19 protein-coding genes are annotated in these 20,079 nt (G+C 58.1%); 16 read left to right on the forward strand and 3 right to left on the reverse strand.

The genetic code is table 11. The annotated features are described in order from the left end of the window. Positions 1-284: 284 nt before the first annotated feature. The 6 genes from H6F75_RS19420 (at position 285) to H6F75_RS19445 (ending at position 8,457) form a co-directional block, all read left to right on the forward strand. A complete protein-coding gene (locus H6F75_RS19420) occupies positions 285-737 on the forward strand; it encodes a cupin domain-containing protein (protein WP_190754063.1) in 453 nt (150 codons plus the stop codon). Positions 738-776: 39 nt separating this feature from the next. Next, positions 777-1,259, forward strand: coding sequence for a hypothetical protein (locus H6F75_RS19425; protein WP_190754064.1), 483 nt, complete (start codon positions 777-779; stop codon positions 1,257-1,259). A gap of 264 nt (positions 1,260-1,523) precedes the next feature. Beyond that, a complete protein-coding gene (locus H6F75_RS19430) occupies positions 1,524-2,354 on the forward strand; it encodes a DUF5602 domain-containing protein (RefSeq protein WP_190754065.1) in 831 nt (276 codons plus the stop codon). Positions 2,355-2,574: 220 nt separating this feature from the next. Further along, complete coding sequence (locus H6F75_RS19435) at positions 2,575-3,537, forward strand: sulfotransferase domain-containing protein (RefSeq protein WP_190754066.1); 963 nt, start codon at positions 2,575-2,577, stop codon at positions 3,535-3,537. 299 nt (positions 3,538-3,836) lie between these two features. Continuing rightward, positions 3,837-6,956, forward strand: a complete 3,120-nt coding sequence (locus tag H6F75_RS19440) for an ATP-binding protein (protein ID WP_190754067.1) — start codon at positions 3,837-3,839, stop codon at positions 6,954-6,956. Then, positions 6,949-8,457, forward strand: a complete 1,509-nt coding sequence (locus tag H6F75_RS19445) for a diguanylate cyclase (protein ID WP_190754068.1) — start codon at positions 6,949-6,951, stop codon at positions 8,455-8,457. The genes H6F75_RS19440 and H6F75_RS19445 overlap by 8 nt, the downstream gene beginning before the upstream one ends. Positions 8,458-8,613: 156 nt before the next feature. Here the strand turns inward: H6F75_RS19445 and H6F75_RS19450 are convergent, their stop codons facing one another. Further along, the gene (locus H6F75_RS19450) at positions 8,614-9,807 is read right to left on the reverse strand and encodes an NAD(P)/FAD-dependent oxidoreductase (RefSeq protein WP_190754069.1); all 1,194 of its coding nucleotides are present in this window, start codon (positions 9,805-9,807) and stop codon (positions 8,614-8,616) included. A gap of 90 nt (positions 9,808-9,897) precedes the next feature. On the opposite strand from H6F75_RS19450, the gene H6F75_RS19455 reads away from it, so the two are divergent. The 9 genes from H6F75_RS19455 to H6F75_RS19495 all read left to right on the forward strand — a co-directional run bounded on the left by H6F75_RS19455 (position 9,898) and on the right by H6F75_RS19495 (position 15,773). After that, positions 9,898-10,635 carry an AzlC family ABC transporter permease gene (locus H6F75_RS19455; RefSeq protein WP_199304005.1) on the forward strand — a complete coding sequence of 246 codons (738 nt, stop codon included), beginning with the start codon at positions 9,898-9,900 and terminating at the stop codon, positions 10,633-10,635. A gap of 45 nt (positions 10,636-10,680) precedes the next feature. Further along, positions 10,681-11,001 carry an AzlD domain-containing protein gene (locus H6F75_RS19460; protein ID WP_190754070.1) on the forward strand — a complete coding sequence of 107 codons (321 nt, stop codon included), beginning with the start codon at positions 10,681-10,683 and terminating at the stop codon, positions 10,999-11,001. A 72-nt stretch (positions 11,002-11,073) separates the two neighbouring features. Next, on the forward strand, positions 11,074-11,442 hold the full coding sequence (locus tag H6F75_RS19465; RefSeq protein ID WP_190754071.1) for a nucleotidyltransferase domain-containing protein: 369 nt from the start codon (positions 11,074-11,076) through the stop codon (positions 11,440-11,442). Next, positions 11,387-11,785, forward strand: coding sequence for a HEPN domain-containing protein (locus H6F75_RS19470; RefSeq protein WP_190754072.1), 399 nt, complete (start codon positions 11,387-11,389; stop codon positions 11,783-11,785). Before H6F75_RS19465 ends, H6F75_RS19470 begins: the two co-directional genes overlap by 56 nt. A gap of 85 nt (positions 11,786-11,870) precedes the next feature. Next, entirely contained in the window at positions 11,871-12,887 is a 1,017-nt protein-coding gene (locus H6F75_RS19475; protein WP_190754073.1) for a formamidase, read from the forward strand. Positions 12,888-13,090: 203 nt separating this feature from the next. Beyond that, positions 13,091-13,294, forward strand: coding sequence for a heavy metal transport/detoxification protein (locus tag H6F75_RS19480; protein ID WP_190754074.1), 204 nt, complete (start codon positions 13,091-13,093; stop codon positions 13,292-13,294). A 128-nt stretch (positions 13,295-13,422) separates the two neighbouring features. Beyond that, a complete protein-coding gene (locus tag H6F75_RS19485) occupies positions 13,423-14,811 on the forward strand; it encodes a cytochrome P450 (protein ID WP_190754075.1) in 1,389 nt (462 codons plus the stop codon). After that, positions 14,774-15,409, forward strand: a complete 636-nt coding sequence (locus H6F75_RS19490; protein ID WP_190754076.1) for a Coq4 family protein — start codon at positions 14,774-14,776, stop codon at positions 15,407-15,409. Before H6F75_RS19485 ends, H6F75_RS19490 begins: the two co-directional genes overlap by 38 nt. Before the next feature lie 40 nt (positions 15,410-15,449). Continuing rightward, entirely contained in the window at positions 15,450-15,773 is a 324-nt protein-coding gene (locus H6F75_RS19495) for a YnfA family protein (protein ID WP_190754077.1), read from the forward strand. A gap of 29 nt (positions 15,774-15,802) precedes the next feature. On the opposite strand, the gene H6F75_RS19500 is transcribed toward H6F75_RS19495, so the two are convergent. Both H6F75_RS19500 and H6F75_RS19505 read right to left on the reverse strand, forming a co-directional pair. Further along, entirely contained in the window at positions 15,803-17,731 is a 1,929-nt protein-coding gene (locus H6F75_RS19500; protein WP_190754078.1) for an amino acid transporter, read from the reverse strand. A 173-nt stretch (positions 17,732-17,904) separates the two neighbouring features. Beyond that, on the reverse strand, positions 17,905-19,110 hold the full coding sequence (locus tag H6F75_RS19505) for a glycosyltransferase family 2 protein (protein ID WP_242020152.1): 1,206 nt from the start codon (positions 19,108-19,110) through the stop codon (positions 17,905-17,907). A 235-nt stretch (positions 19,111-19,345) separates the two neighbouring features. On the opposite strand from H6F75_RS19505, the gene H6F75_RS19510 reads away from it, so the two are divergent. After that, positions 19,346-19,810: a carboxypeptidase-like regulatory domain-containing protein gene (locus tag H6F75_RS19510; protein ID WP_190754079.1), complete on the forward strand. Its 465-nt coding sequence runs from the start codon at positions 19,346-19,348 to the stop codon at positions 19,808-19,810. Positions 19,811-20,079: the final 269 nt, after the last annotated feature.

The following is a 20,079-nucleotide window of genomic DNA, read 5'->3' on the forward strand; positions in this document are numbered from 1 at the left end:
ACTCAAAACTGACGCCTAACTAAGGGGTCTAAGTGACCGCCTAACTATCCGTATCTTCTCTGGTGACAGCGGGGCTTTCTGACGATATTGGGGACATGGTTAAACACCAACCGGCAAGGGTTGAGTGAACCAGGAGCTAGCAACTGGCCGTGCAAAGGTTGCCCGCCCTGGCTGACTTGATACTTTGCTTCCCCATTTCCATGTGTGAGTGGAAATGCCTAGCGGTTCTGCCGCTGCCAAGGTTGCAGAACCGCCTTCACTACTTGCTGTAAGGAGAACCCCCAATGACGATTGCCCTGCAACGCCAACGCCCCGTTTTCTTAGGTGCCGATGAGGGTCGAGCTTATCAAATGCTGACCCACACTGTTATTCGCAAAGTCACGCCCGTAGACACCAACGGCTACTACGCCCTCGCTGAACTCACCGATACCGCTGGGTCAGGTGCCCCTCTGCATAGCCACCCCTGGGAAGAGACCTTCTACATTCTTGAAGGAGAGTTGGAGGTACAAATCGGCAACCAGCAGCAAATCTGCACGACGGGCAGTGTGGCCCATGTGCCAGCCAATGCGGTGCACGGCTTTAAGATTCTTTCCCCAGTGGCGCGCGCCCTGCTCCTGCTCGCCCCTGCCTCTGCCGAAGCGTTTTATCTCGAAATGGGCGATCGCATCTCAGACCTAACCACCGACATGGCAACCATGCAAGAAATCTGCGCCAAGCATGGCGTCCAACTGCGCTAAACCCACCCGCTATCCCCTTTATCAACCCAGGAGATTTCAATGATTCACCATATTTCTGTCAGCGTTAACGACCCGCTCCATGTGGCCACCGTCATGGCCGAAATTTTTCAGGGCTATGTCATTCCCTTCCCGGTCAACCCCGGTAGCTATATGGCCCTCGCTGCGGATGCCGCTGGTACCGCGATCGAGTTTTACCCCGCCGGCTCCGAGATCCTGCCTGACAGTCACCAGGGCGAGGCGGGCTTTCGCCTCAATCCCCAACCGACTCAGTACTGCGCGTTTCATGCCGCTATCTCTGTGCCCATTAGCCTTGAAGAAATTGAGCGAATTGGCGATCGCGAAGGCTGGCGTGTACTGTTTGCCAGCCGCGACGGCATGTTTGATGTGGTGGAGTTTTGGGTCGAAAACCGGCTCATGCTAGAGCTGCTGACCCCAACGATGGCCGTCAAATACCAGGCCGTCCTCAGCCCCGAGCACCTGCCCGCCCTAGTCGATCAGCTCACCCTCGTCGAAGCTCGATAGTCAAGCTGGCAAGCCACCAGGATGTCCTCTTTGCATTAACTGTCCCTGGCAATCGCCCTGGGCAAAAGATTCCCTCGGCTAAGTCGAGTCTTCTTTCACTCTCAATACCTAGCCCCTGCCATTGATCAAAGTATTGATGGCCCAGCCTATAGCGACTTCACCCCGCAGTGCTCCGGTGGGCAATGCCCACCCTACCCACCTACCCGCCCACCCCCTACCCCCATCCACCCATCTACCCATCCACCCCCTACCCCCAAAAGCCCCATGCGTCCCTTTCAAATTCTGCTCTACAGCACTAGCGCTGCCCTGGTGCTGCTCTCAGCCACTGGCTACTCCCAGGTATCAAGCCTGACCTTAGACAGCAATCCCCAGCCGATCGCGGGCATGGCCTCGGCCTCTGAAGACAACACCGACCCGTCGGTGATCGAAGGCGAGCCCCAACCCTTGGGCAATGGCACCGTGCGCACCTATGTTGCTCTAGACAGCCAAAACCATCCCCAAGAGGTGGGGGTGATGATCACGGCGGCGGCTCTGGCCGGGCTGCCCCAGGAAGGCACTGAACTCCTGTTGCCCCTGCCCTTTCAGGCTGAATCTACGGCGATCGACCACATTGCCATTGACTGGCGGCCCCACGGTCACCCTCCCGAGCCCATCTACGGCGATGCCCACTTCGATATTCACGCCTACACCCTAACCCCCGCCGAGCGCGAGGCCATCACCGCCCAGGGGGCCGACCTGGAGAAAGCTTACAAAACTCCCGCCCCAGAGTACATTCCGGCAGGCTATGTGATGGCCCCCGACAGTGCTGAACCCCGCATGGGTGCCCACTGGGCCAACCCCACGGCGGCAGAGTTTCAGGGCCACCCCCACGGCTTTGACCACACGCTGATCTACGGCTTCTATGAAGGGGCGATCGCCTTTATCGAACCCATGGTGTCCTTCGATTTTCTTCGCAGCCAGCAGGATTTTGAAGGAGCCTTTGCTCTCCCCCAAAGCTACGCCAAACCGGGGCTCTACCCCACTCGCTACCGCATCGCCTATGACGAAGCCACCCAGACCTATACCGTGGCGCTGACGGATTTTTGGCAGCCCTAGCAGGGCATGGGTTGGTAGGGCGATCGCCCTACTGCCGTTCTGTTCATGTCCTGCGGCTGTAACGCTCGACTGTTCTCAAAGCCAAGCCGACCCCTCTGGGAAGGCTACGGACGTTAGCTCAACGAAGTCACCGTCTGTCAGGAAAGCCTGCGCCGCTGCTTGTAGCTATTAGAGCTGTGTAACAACCACTACATTTTGCCTCTTCTAAGGAGATCCATTTATGACCCAAGCCATCCACAAGCCTGCTCAAACCCCAGTTGCAGATCCCAGTCGGGCCTGGGCCAATAACTGGCCAGTCAAGACCCATGAACTGCATAGCCATCACTTCGACTCCACTATCTGGAATGACTTTCAGTTTCGCGACGACGACATTGTCATTGCCACCTACGGCAAGTCTGGCACCACCTGGATGCAGCAGATTATCGCCCAGCTGATTTTTAACGGTCAGGAGGGGCTCAGTGTCGGCGATATGTCGCCCTGGATGGATCTGCGGGTGCCCCCTGCCCCGGTGAAACTGGCCGCTATGGAGGCCCAAACCCACCGTCGCTTTCTCAAGACCCATTTGCCGGTGGATGCCCTGGTCTTTTCGCCTCAGGCAAAGTACATCTACATTGGCCGCGATGGCCGCGACGTGCTGTGGAGCCTCTACAACCACCACGCCAACGCCAATGACCTGTTCTACGACCTGGTAAACAACACCCCCGGACTGGTGGGGCCACCCCTTGAGCCGCCTTGCAGCTCGATTCGGCAGTACTTCCATGACTGGTTGCAGGGCGACGGCTACCCCTTCTGGTCACTGTGGGACAACATGCGATCGTGGTGGGAGGTGCGACACCTGCCCAACGTGCTGCTGGTGCACTACGCCCAGCTCAAGCAAGATCTGCCCGGTCAAATGCGCCGCATTGCCGATTTTCTCGAAATTCCCACCGACGAGGCTCAGTGGGACAAGGTTGTGGAGCACTGCACCTTCGACTACATGAAGCGCCACGCTGAGCAGGTCGCCCCCCTGGGCGGTCAGATCTTTGCGGGTGGAGCCAAAACCTTTATCAACAAGGGCACCAACGGCCGCTGGCGCGACATTCTCACGGCTGAGGATATTGAATGGTATGAGTCTGTGGCCCAGGCCCAACTCGGCGAGGATTGCGCCTATTGGCTAGCCAACGGTGAACTACCCGTAGTCTAGGCCTCTCCTGTAGAAGTTCAGTCATTAAAGTCCAAAGCCACCCTAAGCATGCGGCTAGGGTGGCTTTGCTGTGGAGATGATGGAGCCGCACCTTTGACGTGGCTCAGCAGAAATTGTCAACGCTGCGATCGAACAATTCGAATTACTTTAGGTTGGGTAATTTAGCTGCCAAGGGCCTTGGTTATGGGCATCATGAACGGTATGGCGTGTATCTGAAAGCACAAATTAGCGGCTCTCAGCTAGACATGATGTAAACGCTAACAGCTGCCGGCTGCTAGCACTTTCTCGGCTAGGTTGGCATGGCTGAAACTCTTGACCATAGACCCCTGCGATCGCTCAACAATGACGATTTGCTTGCCCTAGAGGTCTGCAATCCCTATCCGATCCGCTTTATCCAGAACATTCAGCCCCACGGCCTGTTGCTCTCCCTGAGCTACCCAGACCTGACGATCTTGCAGGTGAGCGCCAACGTCGAGGCGCTCCTGCACCAGCCCCCCGCCGCGCTGATCGGGCAGCCCTTAACCGTGGTCTTCGCCGCCGCTGACATTGAGCTGCTGCGCCACTGCCTCGACCAAACCCAGGCGTCGGCCTACCTCACCCTGACCCACCCGGCGACCGAGCAGTCCTTTGCGGTCAGCCTGCACTGGCAGCAAGAGACTCTGCTGATGGAGCTAGAGCCGCAGACCGCCGATGAACCCCTATCGGAGGAGCTGTGCTGCCAAATCAACACGGCGATCGCCGCCTTTGGCACCGCCTCAGATTTGCAGTCGCTGGTTGAGATTTTTGCCCACGAGATTCAGCGGTTGACGGGGTTTGACCGGGTGATGGTCTATCGCTTTCAGCCCGATCAGAGCGGGGTGGTGGTGGCGGAAGTCAACCGCAGCCCTCACGAGAACTATCTGGGGTTACACTACCCGGCCACCGATATTCCCCGCGAGGCGCGATCGCTGTTCTATGAAAACCCGCTTCGGTTTATTCCCGATCTCGACTATGTGCCGGTGCCGTTGATCCCGGAGGAAAATCCCATCACCTGCGGCCCCCTAGACCTGGGTGCCGCCGAACTGCGGGGGGTGTCGCTACCCCACATCGACTATTTACACCGCATGGGCGTCAGCACCTCCATGACCTTTTCGCTCACCGACGATCAGCGGTTGTGGGGGCTGGTAGCCTGCCACCACTACCAACCCAAGCCGGTGCCCAAAATTACCCGCATGGCGTTTACGATGCTGGTCAAGGTGGCCAGCCTAGAGCTGATGCGCCGCCAGGAGCAAGAGCGCAGCTATTACCAGGCCCAAAACAAAAGCCTGCTGGGGCAGCTCGGCATCGCCATCAACGAAACCGAAGACGCGGTGCTCAAAACCCTCACTACCAACGCCCACCTGCTGCTGGATATGTTTGAGGCCGAGGGGGCCGCTCTGGTCTTAGATCAGGACTATGCCCTAGTGGGGTCTACGCCGGCCCAGGCCGAGATCAAAGCCTTGATTGACTGGCTGGCCGAGCAGGGCGAAGACCAAGTGTTTGCCACCCAGGCGCTGGCGCAGGCATACCCCGCCAGCCAGCAGTGGTCGGTGAAACCGGCGGGCGTACTGGCGATCTCGATCTTTTTGCAGCAGCCCCGGCCGGTGTCGTACCACATTTTGCTGTTTCGCCCCGAGCAGATCGAAACGGTGCACTGGGCGGGTGAGCTAAGCGCCAGTGTCACCCTCGATGAGTCTGGAGAACCCAAGCTCTGCCCCCGCCATTCGTTTGACCTGTGGAAAGAGTTGGTGCGGGAGCGATCGGTGGCTTGGTCGCCCCGGCAGCTCGAAGCAGCGGCCGACCTACGCAGCACCCTCATGCTAGCCGTGCTGAACTTTTCGAATGTGGCCCTAGAGCAGGCGGCAGAACGTGCCGAAGTGGCCAACCGGGCCAAGAGCGAGTTTTTGGCCAACATGAGCCATGAGATTCGCACGCCGATGAACGCCGTGCTGGGGTTTACCGATCTGCTGCAAACCATTATTCAAAACCCGGTGGCGCTGGACTATCTAGAGGCGATTTCGTCTAGTGGCAAGACCCTGATGTCGCTGATTAACGACATTCTTGACCTGTCTAAAATTGAGGCGGGTCAAATGGATATCAAGCTGGAGCCGACGGATATTGCGCTGTTGATCCAGGATATTCAGCATATTTTTCAGCAAAAGGCGGCGCAAAAAGGCATCCGGCTGCGGATGATTTTGGGCACGGGGTTGCCCAAGGCGCTGTGGTTGGACGAGGTGCGACTGCGGCAAATTTTGTTTAATTTAGTCGGCAATGCGCTGAAATTTACTGAGCAGGGCCATGTCGATATCGAGGTGGCCTGCACGAGGCTGTCGACAGTACAGGGCGAACCGTCGGTCAATCTAAAGATTTCTGTGGCCGACACAGGCATTGGCATTGCCGAAGCCGATCAGCAGCGAATTTTTAATGCTTTCACCCAGAGCTACGGCCAGAGCGATCGCAAGTTTGGCGGCACGGGTCTGGGGCTGGCGATTACCTATCGGCTAACCGAGCTCATGGGCGGCACCATTGAGGTCGAGAGTCAGCTGGGGCGGGGGAGCACGTTTATCTGTGAGTTCAATCGGGTGGCGATCGCCCCTGAGGGTAGCTCCCAGCCAACGGCGATCGAGGCCGAGACCGACCTAAACCAGTGGGCACCGCTCAAAATTTTGGTGGTAGACGATGCCCGATCAAACCAAGAGCTGATCGCGGGCTACTTTCGCAATACCCACCATCGCCTGCTGTTTGCCGAGAACGGGCTGGAGGGTGTACAGATGGCGCAGACCCATCTGCCCGACCTGATTTTGCTCGATCTGCGTATGCCGCTGATGGATGGTCAGGCGGCCGCCCTGGCCCTCAAGCAGCATGAGCCAACTCGCTCTATCCCAATTATTTTGATCACGGCTTCGCTCAGCTACGAGGGCGAAACCATGCTCGCCAACGACCTGTACGACGGGCTGCTGCACAAGCCCGTCAAGCGCCAGCAAATCTTAGAGTTGATGCAGCACGTGGTTGGCGCTGGGGTGCTTCCAGCGTTAGAGGGTCGCTCTAGCGCTGGGTCAGAAGCGATCGCATCCAGTCCGATCGCCGCTGGCCCGGCGACCATGGGCCCAGAGCGGCTGTTGGCGTTGCTCACCCAGCTCCAGGCGATCGCCGTTGACTGCTGGCAACCGCTGCGGCAAACCCTGGAAACGCGATCGCTCGAAACCTTTGTCGAACGACTGCGAGAGGCGATCGCGGTTTACCCTTACCCACCGCTGGCCGACTACCTGACCACCCTGACCATGCAGCTAGAGCAGTTTGATTGGGAGCATTTACCTCATACCGTGAATGCGTTTGCGCCCCTGCTAGAGACGCTGACTCACCAGGTCGCGGCTTTTGGTGAGGCCCCCTCCAATGATTAATTCCCCAGCGTTTGAGCCCGATCAGTGCCTGATTATGGCCGTTGACGACGTGCCCGCCAATCTCAAGATCTTGCAGAAGGTGCTCGACGTGGTGGGCTATCGCACCACCTTTGCCACCCGGGGGCAGCAGGTTTTAGATCGGCTGAACGATGTCAAGCCCGACCTAATTCTGCTCGATCTGATGATGCCAGAAATGAGCGGTATCAACGTGTGCGCTCAGCTGAAGCAGAATCCAACGACAGCGCATGTCCCGATTATTTTCTTGACGGCTAGCCATGAGATTGAGCATTTGGCCCAGGCCTTTGAGTGCGGTGCGGTCGACTATGTCACCAAGCCCTTTAATGCGATCGAGCTGCTGGCCCGCATTCGCACCCATTTGGAGCTGAGCCAGCTGCGCAAACGGGCTCAGTTTCAGGCCCAGTGGGAGGCGATCTCGCGGCAGATCGTGCAGGACATTCACGCCTCTATCCATCTGCAAGACATTCTCAACAACACCGTCAAGGCGATTCAGCAGTTGCTGACAGCACGTCGGGTGATGGTTTACCGCTCCTGCGATCCCCAGGGCTGCAAACTGCTGGCCCTCTCCGGCGACAGTTTGGCCTCAGAGCTCTGCGTCCAAGGGTTGGGTTGCCCTTACCTGGAGCACCATCCCCCGGTGGTGCCCACGCTCACCGAGCAGCAGATTTGCCTGATCGAAGCGGCCCCGATTCCTTCCCAGGGCGGAGCGTCTTCTTGCAGCACCAATGTTCCCCAGGAGCTGTGTTTACCCATTCACCAACAGGGGCAGTTGTGGGGCGGCTTGGTGGTGCAAAATGACCCCTGCGCCCGCCCCTGGGCCCAGCAAGAGGTCGAAACCTTGACCCTAGTTGTGCAGCAGCTCGAAATTTCGATTCAACACGCCGAGCTGCATCAGCGCCTGAGCGCGGCTAACCAAGAGCTAGAGCGCATCTCAAATACCGACAGCCTCACGCAAATTGCCAATCGACGCTGCTTCGACCGGCAGCTATCTCGAGAATGGCGACGCCTACAGCGAGAAAAGCGACCCCTGTCGCTAATTCTCTGTGATATTGACTATTTCAAACAGTTTAACGACACCTACGGCCATCCCAGCGGCGACACCTGCCTGGTGGCGGTGGCCCAGGCCCTCAAGCGCTGCCTCAAACGCCCCGCCGACCTGGTAGCTCGCTACGGGGGCGAAGAGTTTGTGGTGCTCTTGCCGAATACTGAACTGGCGGGTGCTATCGAGGTAGTCGAGCAGATGCAGAGCGCGATCGCTAAAGTGGCGATCGCCGACGCCCCCACGCACCAGCTCACCCTGAGTTTTGGCATCTATGCGGCGGTGCCCCAGCACTGCACCAAGGCTACCACTGCCCTGGCCTTAGCCGATCGGGCGCTCTACGCCGCCAAACAAGCCGGGCGCGACCAATACATCATCTCCCCAGATATAGCCGTCGCCAGCTCAGTTGAGACATTGCCAGGGTCTAAATGTGCAGACGTTTGAACGCTTCAGAGATGCCCAATGTCCCCACACCGAAGTGGCTACAGCTTTACGAAGGTTAGGCTCAAAACCGTAGCTTCACCCCCAGCAGCACTGGCGGGGTAAGACGCTGCTAACCCCCTACCCCTATAGGGAGCTAACGAGATTCTGCTATTGCGCCTACTGCGCCGCTAGTGCGTCTCGCAGGGGCTTGGTCATCCAGTTCAACCCTACCCGCACCTGGTGCGAGAACGTCGGCATGCGGTAGAGGTAGGCTAGGCGGCGGGCGACGTGGGCCAGCTCGCCATCGAGCTGAATGCCCAACCCGGTGAGGGTGGCGCGACTGGTGCCAAGGGTGAGCATTTCGCCCATGTGGCGGTAGCGGAAGGGGAGCTGGGGGCGATCGCTGATCTCAGCCCAGATATTCCACCCGACAAAGTCGGCCTGTTGCAGAGCGACCTGGGCCGTGGTCGGCACCTGCTGAGCCTCGGCATCGCGGCAGTCGGCCACATCGCCCAGGGCATAGACACCGGGAATATCAAGCGCCTCTAGGGTCGGCTTCACGACCACCTGCTGGCGCTCGTTGTGCTTGAGAGGCAGGTTGGCGATGACAGGGTTGACCTGGGTGCCCACGGTCCACAGCACCAGATCTACAGGCAAAATGTCGGTTTGCTCACGGAACGTGAGACTGATGGTGTCGGCGGTGACGTTGTCCACGGTGGTTTCGAGATCGATCCATACTCCCAAGTCAGAGAGCACCTTTTGGGCCACCTCACGGTTGTATTCAGGCGAGGTACGGAGAATCATATCGGTGCTTTCAACTAGGCGCACCCGGCCCCGTTCCCCTAAATGTTCCGCTACTTTGCAGGCTAGCTCGACACCGCTGTAGCCGCCGCCTACTACCGCCACGCGAATTTTCTCGGCGTCGGAGGCTTCGAGCAGACGTAGGCGTTCCTTCAAGTGGTAAGCATCTTCCAGGGTGCGGAAGGCATGGGCGTGCTCGGCCACACCGGGGGCCATGTGCATGGGGGTGTTGCCGCCCAGGGCCAGAACCAGGCGATCGTAGGTGAGCGTTACGCCGTCGCTAAGGCTGACGCGGTGCTGGTCGAGGTCGATGCCGGTGACTTCTGCCTGACGAAACTGCACCGCAGTACCGGCCAGCAGCTCGGCGTAGGGCGGCGCTACTTCCCAGGTTTGCAGTTCGTCGGTGACCAGCTCGTAGAGTAAAGGCAGGAAGAGAAAGCGATCGCGGTGGTCCACCAAAGTGATCGTCGGTGGAGTGCCCTCCCACGGCAGCTGACTGAGGCGCAGAGCGGTGTAGAGGCCGCCAAAGCCACCACCGAGAATACAAATTTGCTGGGAAGCGTCTGCCATAGGTGTATATCTATTGCTAGGAGCCTGTGATACCTCTTCTACCTTCTAACTCAAAATGGAAAGAGTCATCCTGCTTTGCGGAGATTTCTTTTGGCTATAGCGTCAGACTTTGGCATCCGCTCTCCCCGCCAAGAGGTGCTGGCCGGGGCGCGAGACATCATTCCCCTAGTAGTGGGGGCAGTCCCCTTCGGCATTGTTTTTGGCACCCTGGCCCAGGGCAGCGGCCTATCCTTTGGGGCGACGATTGGGATGTCGGCGTTTGTGTTTGCCGGGTCGTCGCAGTTCATCGCCCTGGGGCTTTTGGCGGCGGGCAGCACCCTGCCCTTGATCGTGCTGACTACAGTGGTGGTCAACCTGCGCCACATGCTCTATGCGGCTAGCCTGCTGCCCTACGTGCAGGGCTCCTCCGGGCGATGGAAAGCGGTGATTGGCTTCTTTTTAACCGACGAAGCCTTTGCCGTAGCCATTCGCCGCTACGTGCAGCCCGACCCTAGCCCCCACAAGCACTGGTACTACCTGGGCGCGGCGGTCACCATGTACGGCAACTGGATTCTCTGTACCTGGCTGGGGCTGACGGTGGGACAGCTGATTCCCAACGCAGCCGCCTGGGGGCTAGATTTTGCCATGGTGGCGACGTTTGTTGGCATGATCGTGCCCTACGCGACGACCCGACCGATGGTAGGAGCCACCCTGGTTGCAGGAATTGTGGCTGTTCTAGCCAATGGATTACCTCATAAACTGGGGTTGATGGTGGCGGCGATCGCAGGCGTCACCACTGGCTTCTGGCTCGAAACCCGCCTCCCTCCCCGACCCAAGGCCAAAGGATAACGCCCGTCCAATTCAAAATTCAAAGTTCAAAATTCAAAACTTTCTATGAATGACTGGCTCCTCGTCGCCTCCATGGCCCTGGTAACATTCACCATTCGCTACGTGCTGCTGGCCTTTAGCGGCCGCATTCAGCTGTCGCCGACCCTGGTGCAGGCACTGGGCTATGTGCCTCCGGTGGTGCTGACGGCGATCGTGGTGCCTGCGGTGGTGCTGCCCGATGGCGAAACCCTGTTGCTGGGCTGGCAAAATGCGCGACTGGTGGGGGCGATCGCCTGCGTCATCCTCGCCCTGTGGCGCAAAAATCTGCTGCTCACCATTGCGGGCGGCATGGCCACCTTCTGGGGCTGGCAGTGGTTAGTAAGCTAAGCAGTGGTGCCCCTGTGTAAACTGCGCTTAGGACATTTTGCTGAATTGGCTAAGTTGTGATCTCGTTTTGCAATGCAACTCTTAACCGACAACTTGCTAACAACTATTACCGATAGGTTGGTCAGCCAATTTCAGCCTGAGCAGGTGATTTTATTTGGCTCCTATGCGTGGGGAGAGCCCACACCAGACAGCGATGTAGATTTAATGGTGATTGTTGGCAAAAGCAGCCTCTCAGATTACCAACGCTCTGTGCTAGGACATCGTTGTTTGAGTGGTTTGGGCATTGCCAAAGATATTGTGGTCAGAACTCGCGAAGAGTTTGACCGTTGGCAAGCGGTGCGATCGTCGCTGGAGTGCAAAGTAGCTCGTCAAGGAAAGGTTCTCTATGACCGATGCCAGGACTCAGCTGGTGCAAAGTTGGCTGACCAAGGCGCAGCATGACTTGGCCTCAGCGCAGGTCTTGGCTACCGCTAACCCACCATTGCTAGATACAGCTATTTATCACTGTCAGCAAGCGGCAGAAAAGGCCATCAAGGGATACTTGACCTTTTGTGACCATGACATCAACCGCACCCACGATGTTGAGCTACTGATCAGAACGGCGATACCCTACGCTCAAGAGTTTGAGAACTGGGTTGAGGCAGGCGTAGTTTTAACGCCCTACGCTCGCATGTACCGCTACCCAGGTTTTGTAGATGAGCCTAGCCAAGCCGAATTTGAACAGGCTCTCGCTGTAGCAGAAGGAATTTATGCGGTGGTCTTGTCCCTGATTCCGTTACCGTAATTTCGTGCTGTCGAACACTATCACCCTGGCGCGATCGCCCTATAGTGCTACTCGATCGAGTCGGGTTGTTCCAGAGAGATAACAAATGAGTGGACTTGGTAGCCTCAATAAATCTCCCAACGGTGTGGTGCTGGGCATGGTGCAATTGCAACTGCCCAACGTCGTCACCCCCGACGATCTGGCCGCCCAGACGCAGCGCATTTGCGAGATGGTCGCCAAAGCCCGTCGCAACATGCCCTCGATGGATCTGGTAGTGTTTCCCGAATACTCGCTCCACGGGCTGTCGATGGATACCAACCCGGCCATCATGTGCAGCCTGGATGGTCCCGAGGTTGCGGCCTTCCGCCAGGCCTGCATCGACAACGACATCTGGGGCTGCTTCTCGATCATGGAGCACAACCTCGAGGGCAACCCCTACAACACCGGCCTAATTATCAATGACCAGGGCGAACTCAAGCTCTACTACCGCAAGCTCCACCCCTGGGTGCCTGTAGAGCCCTGGGAACCTGGAAACGTGAGCATCCCTGTCTGTGACGGCCCAAACGGCAGCAAGCTATCGCTGATCATCTGCCACGACGGCATGTTCCCAGAAATGGCTCGGGAATGTGCCTATAAGGGAGCCGAGATCATGATTCGCACGGCGGGCTACACAGCTCCCATTCGCCACTCCTGGCAGATCACTAATCAGGCCAATGCCTTTTGCAATCTGATGGTGACAGCATCGGTGTGCATGTGCGGCAGCGACGGCAGCTTCGATTCCATGGGCGAGGGCATGATCGTCAACTTCGACGGCACGCCGCTGGTGATGGGCAGCCACCGCCCCGACGAAATTATCACCGCCGAGGTGCGCCCCGACCTGGTGCGCGAGGCCCGCATTCACTGGGGCGTAGAAAATAACATCTACCAGTTTGGCCATCGCGGCTATGTGGCGGTCAAAGGCGGTGCCCAAGACTGCCCCTACACCTACATGAAAGACATGGTGAAGGAGCGCTACCGCCTGCCTTGGGAAGATGAGGTGGTTCACCAAGACGGCACCGCCTGCGGCTTCCCAACACCAACCCGCGACTACAAGGGCGAAGAATTACCGCCGGTCTTGGGTTAGGGCGGCAGGAGAACCTAAAGGCCTATAGGTAGAGGGTGTAGGGTGCAGGGTATAGGGTCAGCCTTAAACCTTATACCCTGCACCTTACACCCCCGATCGCATCCACAAAATCATTTCACCTTTCCACCAGCTTCAGCCCTTCTACAGACGGCAGGGTCACTATGCGCCACCTAGAGTGTGGGCGTAGAAGTGGAGACATCAGCATGGCATTGAAGTTCCAAGTTCCGACGCTGAGCGATCAGGAATCGGCGCAAGAGCTAAAAGATTTGATTTTGACCACTGAACCTGAGGCCGATATTGACATTGATCCTCAGGCAAAAACAGTCACCATTAGCTCTGAGGCCTCCGAAGAGACCTTTAAGCAGCTGATCACTGCATCCGGGCACAAAATAGCTTCTGCTAGCTAGGATTGGCTGGATTGTCTGAGGCATGCGATCGCGGCTCCGCGCTACTCTAGAATGCACTGGTTCTGGGGACTGGTCTTTGACCACAGTCTTCGCGATCGGTCTTCGACCACTGCATTCCACTGCTGCCTATGGTTGCTTCTACCCCGCTGCCGCTGCCCCCCGGAAGTTTTGGCCTTCCGGTGGTGGGCGAGACCCTCAATTTTTTGTTTGACCGCGAGTTTGCCAAAAAGCGCCAGGCTAAGTACGGAGCTATCTTCAAGACGCGCCTACTGGGTCGCCCTACGGTCGTGCTAATGGGGGCTGAGGCTAACAAGTTTGTGCTTTCCACCCATATGGACAGCTTTTCGTGGCGGGAGGGGTGGCCCGGTACGTTTAAGCAGCTTTTGGGCGAGTCGCTGTTTTTGCAGGAGGGTGAAGAGCACCGCCGCAACCGCAAGCTGCTGATGCCTGCCTTCCACGGGCCGGCCCTGGCTGGATATGTGGAAACCATGCAGAGCCTCACCGAGTGCTACGCCCAGCGGTGGGAAGACCTAGGCCAGTTCACCTGGTTTGATGAGCTTAAGCAGCTCACATTTGATATTGCTAGCACCCTACTGTTGGGTAGCGAACCCGGTAGCGAAACCGCCCAACTGTCGAAATGGTTTACTGAGTTAACCAACGGGTTGTTTGCCCCGCCGATTCGCTGGGGCTGGACGCCCTTCGGTAGAGCCGTTAGCGCACGGGATAAGTTGCTCAACCACATTGAGCAGGTGATCAAAGAACGCCAGGCCCACCCCACACACGATGCTCTAGGCCTGCTGGTGCAGAGCGAAGACGAGGAGGGCAACCGCCTCAGCCTAGAAGAAATTAAAGCTCAGGCCCTGCTGATGCTGTTCGCGGGGCACGAGACCACCACTTCGATGTTGACATCCCTGGTGATGGCGCTAGCGCAGCACCCCGAGGTGTGGGAGCAGGCGCGACAGGAGCAGGCGCGGCTGATGGAGACGAGCGATGGCCCTTCTGGGCCGGTCCTTGACCATCGCGTCACCCTAGAGCAGATCCGGCAGATGCCCTACCTCGATCAGATTGTCAAAGAGGTGGAGCGGCTGTACCCACCCGTGGGCGGGGGCTTTCGCGGCGTGGTCAAAGACTTTGAGTTCAACGGCTATCGCGTGCCCGCCGGGTGGATGGCGCTGTATAGAATCGATGCCGCCCACCGCGATCGCACCATCTACACCGACCCCGACCGCTTCGACCCCGATCGCTTTAGTCCTGAGCGGGCCGAGCACAAGCGCGCCGACTTTAGCCTGGTGGGCTTTGGCGGCGGCCCCCGTATCTGCCTGGGCCTGGCCTTCGCCCAGCTCGAAATCAAGCTGGTGGCGGCCCATCTGCTGCGCCACTACACCTGGGATCTGGTGCCCGATCAGAATCTAGAGATGACGCCAATTCCGACACTCAGGCCGCGATCGGGGCTGAAGGTCGTTTTTAAGAAACGCGATTATGCTCAAACCCAAGCAGCTGCTGCAAGCTATTCGTAAGGTTCGCAGCCAGAATTTAACTAACCTGGGCGATTTTGCCATTCTCAAAGCCGATGCCCTGGGTGCCAAGGCCAATGACGTTGTGCTGGCTCAGCTTGAGCCTGTGGTGGGGTACTACCCCCCGATCGATTTAGATGCCTTGAGCCAGCTGCCCGAGGGCACCTTTGGCTACGAGTATGCCCACCACATGCAGGCCAACTGCCTCAGCCCCTTTAACGTTAGCCCCGAGCTAGACGAAGTGGCGCGGCGCAACGTGTTTGCCCTGCGCTACGCCATCACCCACGACATCTTTCACGTGCTGCTGGGGTTTGACACTAGCTATGCTGGCGAAATCGGTGTGCTGGCCTTTGCCGTCGCCCAACGCTATAGCAGTGCCCAACGGCTGGGGCTGTGGATGGCCAGTGCGCTATATCCTGTTCTGGCTCCTGGTCAAACGCAGCAAATTTTTGCCAATCGCCAGCGGGGGCTAGAGCTAGGGCAGCAGGCCCAATGTCTACTGGGTCAACGGTTTGAGGAAATGTGGGAAATGCCGCTCGATGTGGTTCGGCAAGCGCTGAACCTGCCCGCCCCCAGCGCAGCACCCTCGGCATCACGGTAAGCTTTGGCGGCACCGTTATACAACGACCAGGGCTGGCGTCATGCTTCAATCACTGCTGCTGTTTGTACTGGCTGGGCTCTGCGAAATTGGTGGCGGCTATCTGGTGTGGCTGGCATTGCGAGAAGGCAAAAGCCCGTGGCTAGCTGTGCTTGGCGTTGCCATTTTGGGCATCTACGGAGCGGTGCCGACCCTGCAACCGACCCATTTTGGCCGTGCCTATGCGGCCTACGGCGGCGTGTTCATTGTGCTATCGATCGCCTGGGGCTGGATGGTTGACCAGGTGAAACCCGATCGCTTTGATCTGCTGGGCGGCTGGGTGGTGCTGCTGGGCGTTTTGGTGATCATGTATGCCCCTCGCAGCTAGCAGGGATCCTGTCTGCAATTCGGCGCTCCCTACCCCCCCACGTGGATGATCGGACGTCGTCTGGGGACTTTTTCAGCTTTGCGCAGCACCTCCCGAGTGACCACGGCAATATCGCCTTCGCCAAACAAAATGAAGCGCAGCAGATATTGAATGGGGTTACCCTCAATCCAGCCGAAGTAGGCATGGGGCAAATGGCCGGTTTCATTGCGGATGTGGAGCAAGATAGCGGCAATGGTATTGGGCACCGCCGACCCCTTTGCCCTCAAAATGCGGTAGTTGCCCACCTGCACCCCTTCTACTTGCACGGTCTCCATAAAGTCTGAGGCATCTGAAACCTCGATTTCTAAAAACAGAACTGGCTCGGTTAGAGGAATGTGGTTGTCTTCTCGCACCTCGGTTTCTTTTAAGGAATATTCCTGTTCATCTCCAGCCTGCTTACGGTTAGCAATGATGCGGATGGTATGTTCGCTTTCTTCTCGAATGAAACGCTGAGCGACAGAATCCATTTCAAGCTGGTCAACTCGCAACTCGGTAGAGCGCCAAACGCGCGAAATTAGTGAGGTAAAAATAATGGCGCCAATAAAGAAGGCGGCAATTTTGACCCCGTCGGGGCGCTCAAAAATATTGACGATGGTGGTGTAGAAAAACACCAGGGTAATGGTGCCAAACACGACCATGCCCCGCCGCGATCGCGCCTGTCGAGCCGCCAACGTCACCGCAAACGACGCTGAACTCATCAGCACCAGCACCCCTGTTGCATAAGCTCCGCCCTGGGCCTCAACGTTGGCGCGAAAAATAATCGTGACGGCAAAGGCGATCGCCGTAAAAATCAGCACTAGCGGTCGGGCGGCCAAGGTCCAACTGGGGGCCATGCCATAGCGGGGCAGATAGCGGGGCACAATGCTGAGCAAGCCAGCCATGGCCGAGGCCCCGGCAAACCACAAAATTGAGATTGTGCTCAGGTCGTAGAGGGTGCCAAACCCATCCCCAAGGTATTCGTGGGCTAGATAGGCCAGCGCTCGTCCGTTGGCGGCTCCTCCCGCCTGAAATTCTGGCGGTGGAATCAGCAGCGTCGTGACCAGGCTGCTGGTAATTAGGAAAAAACTCATGATCACTGCTGCGGTGGTCAACAGCTTGTGGGTATTGTGAATGCGGCCAGTTGGTACGGTGTCGGTATCGCTGCGATCGCCTTCAACCAAGGGCATCACCGCTACCCCCGTTTCAAACCCAGATAGGCCCAGGGCCAGCTTAGGGAATACCAGCGCGGACAAGGCTAGAAGCACCACCGGATTGCCGTGAGTAGAAAATAACAGGCTCCACCAATCGGCAATCGCTGTGGGATGCGTGAGAATCTGGTAAGCCCCCACACCAATAGTCACTAGGTTGAGCAGTAGATAGATCGCGACTAGAAAAACCGCTATGCCAATAGCTTCCCGAAACCCCTTCAAAAAGACGGCGGCCAGGAAGGCAATCAGGCAGATGGTCAGCGGCACTTCGTACCCGTGCAGCAAATCGTGGACGAAGGGATTTTCGACAATGTGGGCCGTGGCGTCGGCAGCGGAGAGGGTAATGGTGATGATAAAGTCAGTCGCTACAAACCCTAGCAGGCACAGCACAAAAAACTTGCCCTGCCACCACGGCAGCAAATGCTCGAGCATAGCGATCGACCCCTCGCCATGGGGGCTCATCGAGGCCACCCGACGATAGATCGGCAGTGCCCCAAACAGAGTTAATAAAACCAGAATTAACGTCGCAATGGGCGATAGTGCCCCGGCTGCCAGGGCCGCAATGCCAGGCTGGTAGCCTAGCGTAGAGAAGTAATCAACCCCAGTTAGGCACATGACCTGCCACCAAGGGTGTCTGACGGCGTGGCTGCTCTTCCCCGACCGATCGGACTCGACTAGCCAGCGCAGCAACCGTCTGCGATATGTAGCCGATGGCCTCACTCGTTTAACCATCTACGGCATTCCTACGGGATAGTGGCAGTACATTCATTAGTCAACCGCTTAGTGTCATCCTTGATCAACTGTATTTGGGTTGGCCGCTGTAGTCGTTGCCGCCATGGTACGTAGGGTGACTGGGCAAAAGACGTTGCGAAGCGCAGGCAGGTGGCCCAAGCATAAAGGGATGGTTAAAGCTGGGGTTTGAGCGATCGCCCCCGCCAAGTCCAGCCCCAGCCGGTCTTGGTTTTGACGATGGAGGTGAGGGCGATCGCCACCACGACCAGTCCGCCCACGCTGCTCAGCCACCAGTAGCGCAGCGGCACCCCCACTCGGCGATGACCCGTGATCCGCAGCAGCCAGTAGGCTCCCAGGGTTAAGGCCGTCAATCCGTAGAGGAGTGCTATGGACCAGGAGAGTTCGGGTTTGAGTAGGGTCACGGTCAGGCTCGCCAGCAGCCCCACCCAGGGCATGACAAACACCATGGCGATGGTGAAGGCCGACAGCAGCGTCAGCGGCAGGTTTTCTTCGGTGCCCAGATAGTAGTTCTTGGTCCACCCTTCCCAGAGAGTGGCAAAGGAGGAATACATGCGCACGCTCAGCAGGTCGATGCCCAGCACGTAGCGCAGTTTCAGGCCGTGCCGCTGAATCTGGCGGGCGAGTTCGACATCTTCTACAATCGCGTCGTGGACGGCGGCGTGGCCACCAATTTTGTCGTAGGCGGCGCGGCGAAACAGCATAAACGGCCCCGCAGCAAAGGCATCGTCTACGGCGGTGGACTCGTTGATGGCTTCGAAGTCGTAGGCGATTGCGATCGCGCTCATAATGATCGGCTGCACCAGCCACTCTGAAAAGCAGCTGCACTCAATTTTGGGCGCACAGCTCAGCAGGTCGGCCTGATGGGTTTGGGCCTCGGCCAAGGCGGCGGGTATGGCCCCTGGCGACAGCCGCACGTCAGCGTCAATGAACAGCAGGTAGTCGTCTTGGGCAAACTCTGCCGCGTGGGCACAGGCCCAGTTTTTGCCGCGCCACACTTCGCCCTCGGGGCGCGGCGGCACGGCTAGATGGTGAACGTTGGCGTGTTGGGCGGCTAATTCTGCGGCGATCGCCCCAGTAGCATCGGTAGATTGGTCATCGGCAATCCAAACTTCAAACCGCGATGCCCCTGGCAACTCGGTCGCCACCACTGCTTCTACGCAGGCGCGAATATTGTCGGCTTCGTTGTAGGCCGGAATTACCACATCTAACGAGGGCGCTGAGGTGAGAGGCGTCTCGACCGGCTGAAGGCGGGGAGCCGATGCCAGCGACTGAGTCAGCTTGAGATAAAACGCTGCGATCGCCACCAGCGCCACCCCCAGCAATCCGTCTAGCCCCAAAACAAGTGTGTCTAAACCCATGCCTGTCTTCCCCGCCGCCATTCTGTAGCAATCTACTATGCGACAGCTCGATTGGGGGGTAGTTACCCGGCGATCGCCCCTCGATGCTGCCCACTGCGCCAATGGCTTCCTTTGAAATCTTCCTCAGACGACTGCCCTTGCCAATCCCAACCGATGCTGACTTGGGCGTCTGACCTTCAGCTCGCCGCAACTCTCGCTAGAATGAAGGCCACACGAATTACGGAATGCTTGTGCTATGAAACGGTTGCTTGTTGCTCTGGTGATGTGTTTAGCGCTGGTAGGGTTTCCGGCCCAAGCCGATGCGCACCAGGTTGAGACCTTTTACACCCTCGACAATCAGCTAGAGTTTCAGTCGCTGTTTAGCTCGGGCGAACCCTTTGTGGGGGCGACGGTCAACATTTATGCGCCCAACAATCCTGACGAGCCTTGGATGACGACCACCACCGATCGCGAGGGTCGGTTTGCGTTTTTGCCCGACGAGTCGATTCCAGGCGATTGGGAAGTCTCGATTGAAGATGACACCCAGAGCCACGCCGACTACTGGACCGTGCCCGTGGGCGACAAGGGCATTATCTACGACGGCATCAGCCTCGACTCGACTGAAGACGTGCACTACCGCGCCGCCGCTGCGTTCATGCCGCTGGTGATTTCGATTGGTGGAGCGCTGGCCTGGCTAGGGTTTACTCGCCGCCGTCGCTAGACAATTTCCTTAAATAAGCAGAAACGATCGGCCTCCGGTATCCCTCAACGTGGGGATGCCGGAGGTTTCTGCTATGGGCCTTTCCTGCTTTCGCCAAGCCGACCCGTCACCCCAGGGCGCTGGCTTTAATCATCGCGGTTGGTGAGAACGATCACCAAACCCTCGCCGCAGTCAACCGTGTTTTCTCTGTAGCTTCTCCTGCGTTCCCCCAACCTGCTAGGGAGAGCTGAGCCAGCGCTGCGCTTTGGTTCGCTACTCCTGCCAGACAT

This window comes from Nodosilinea sp. FACHB-131 (genome assembly GCF_014695395.1).
Taxonomy (GTDB): domain Bacteria; phylum Cyanobacteriota; class Cyanobacteriia; order Phormidesmidales; family Phormidesmidaceae; genus Nodosilinea.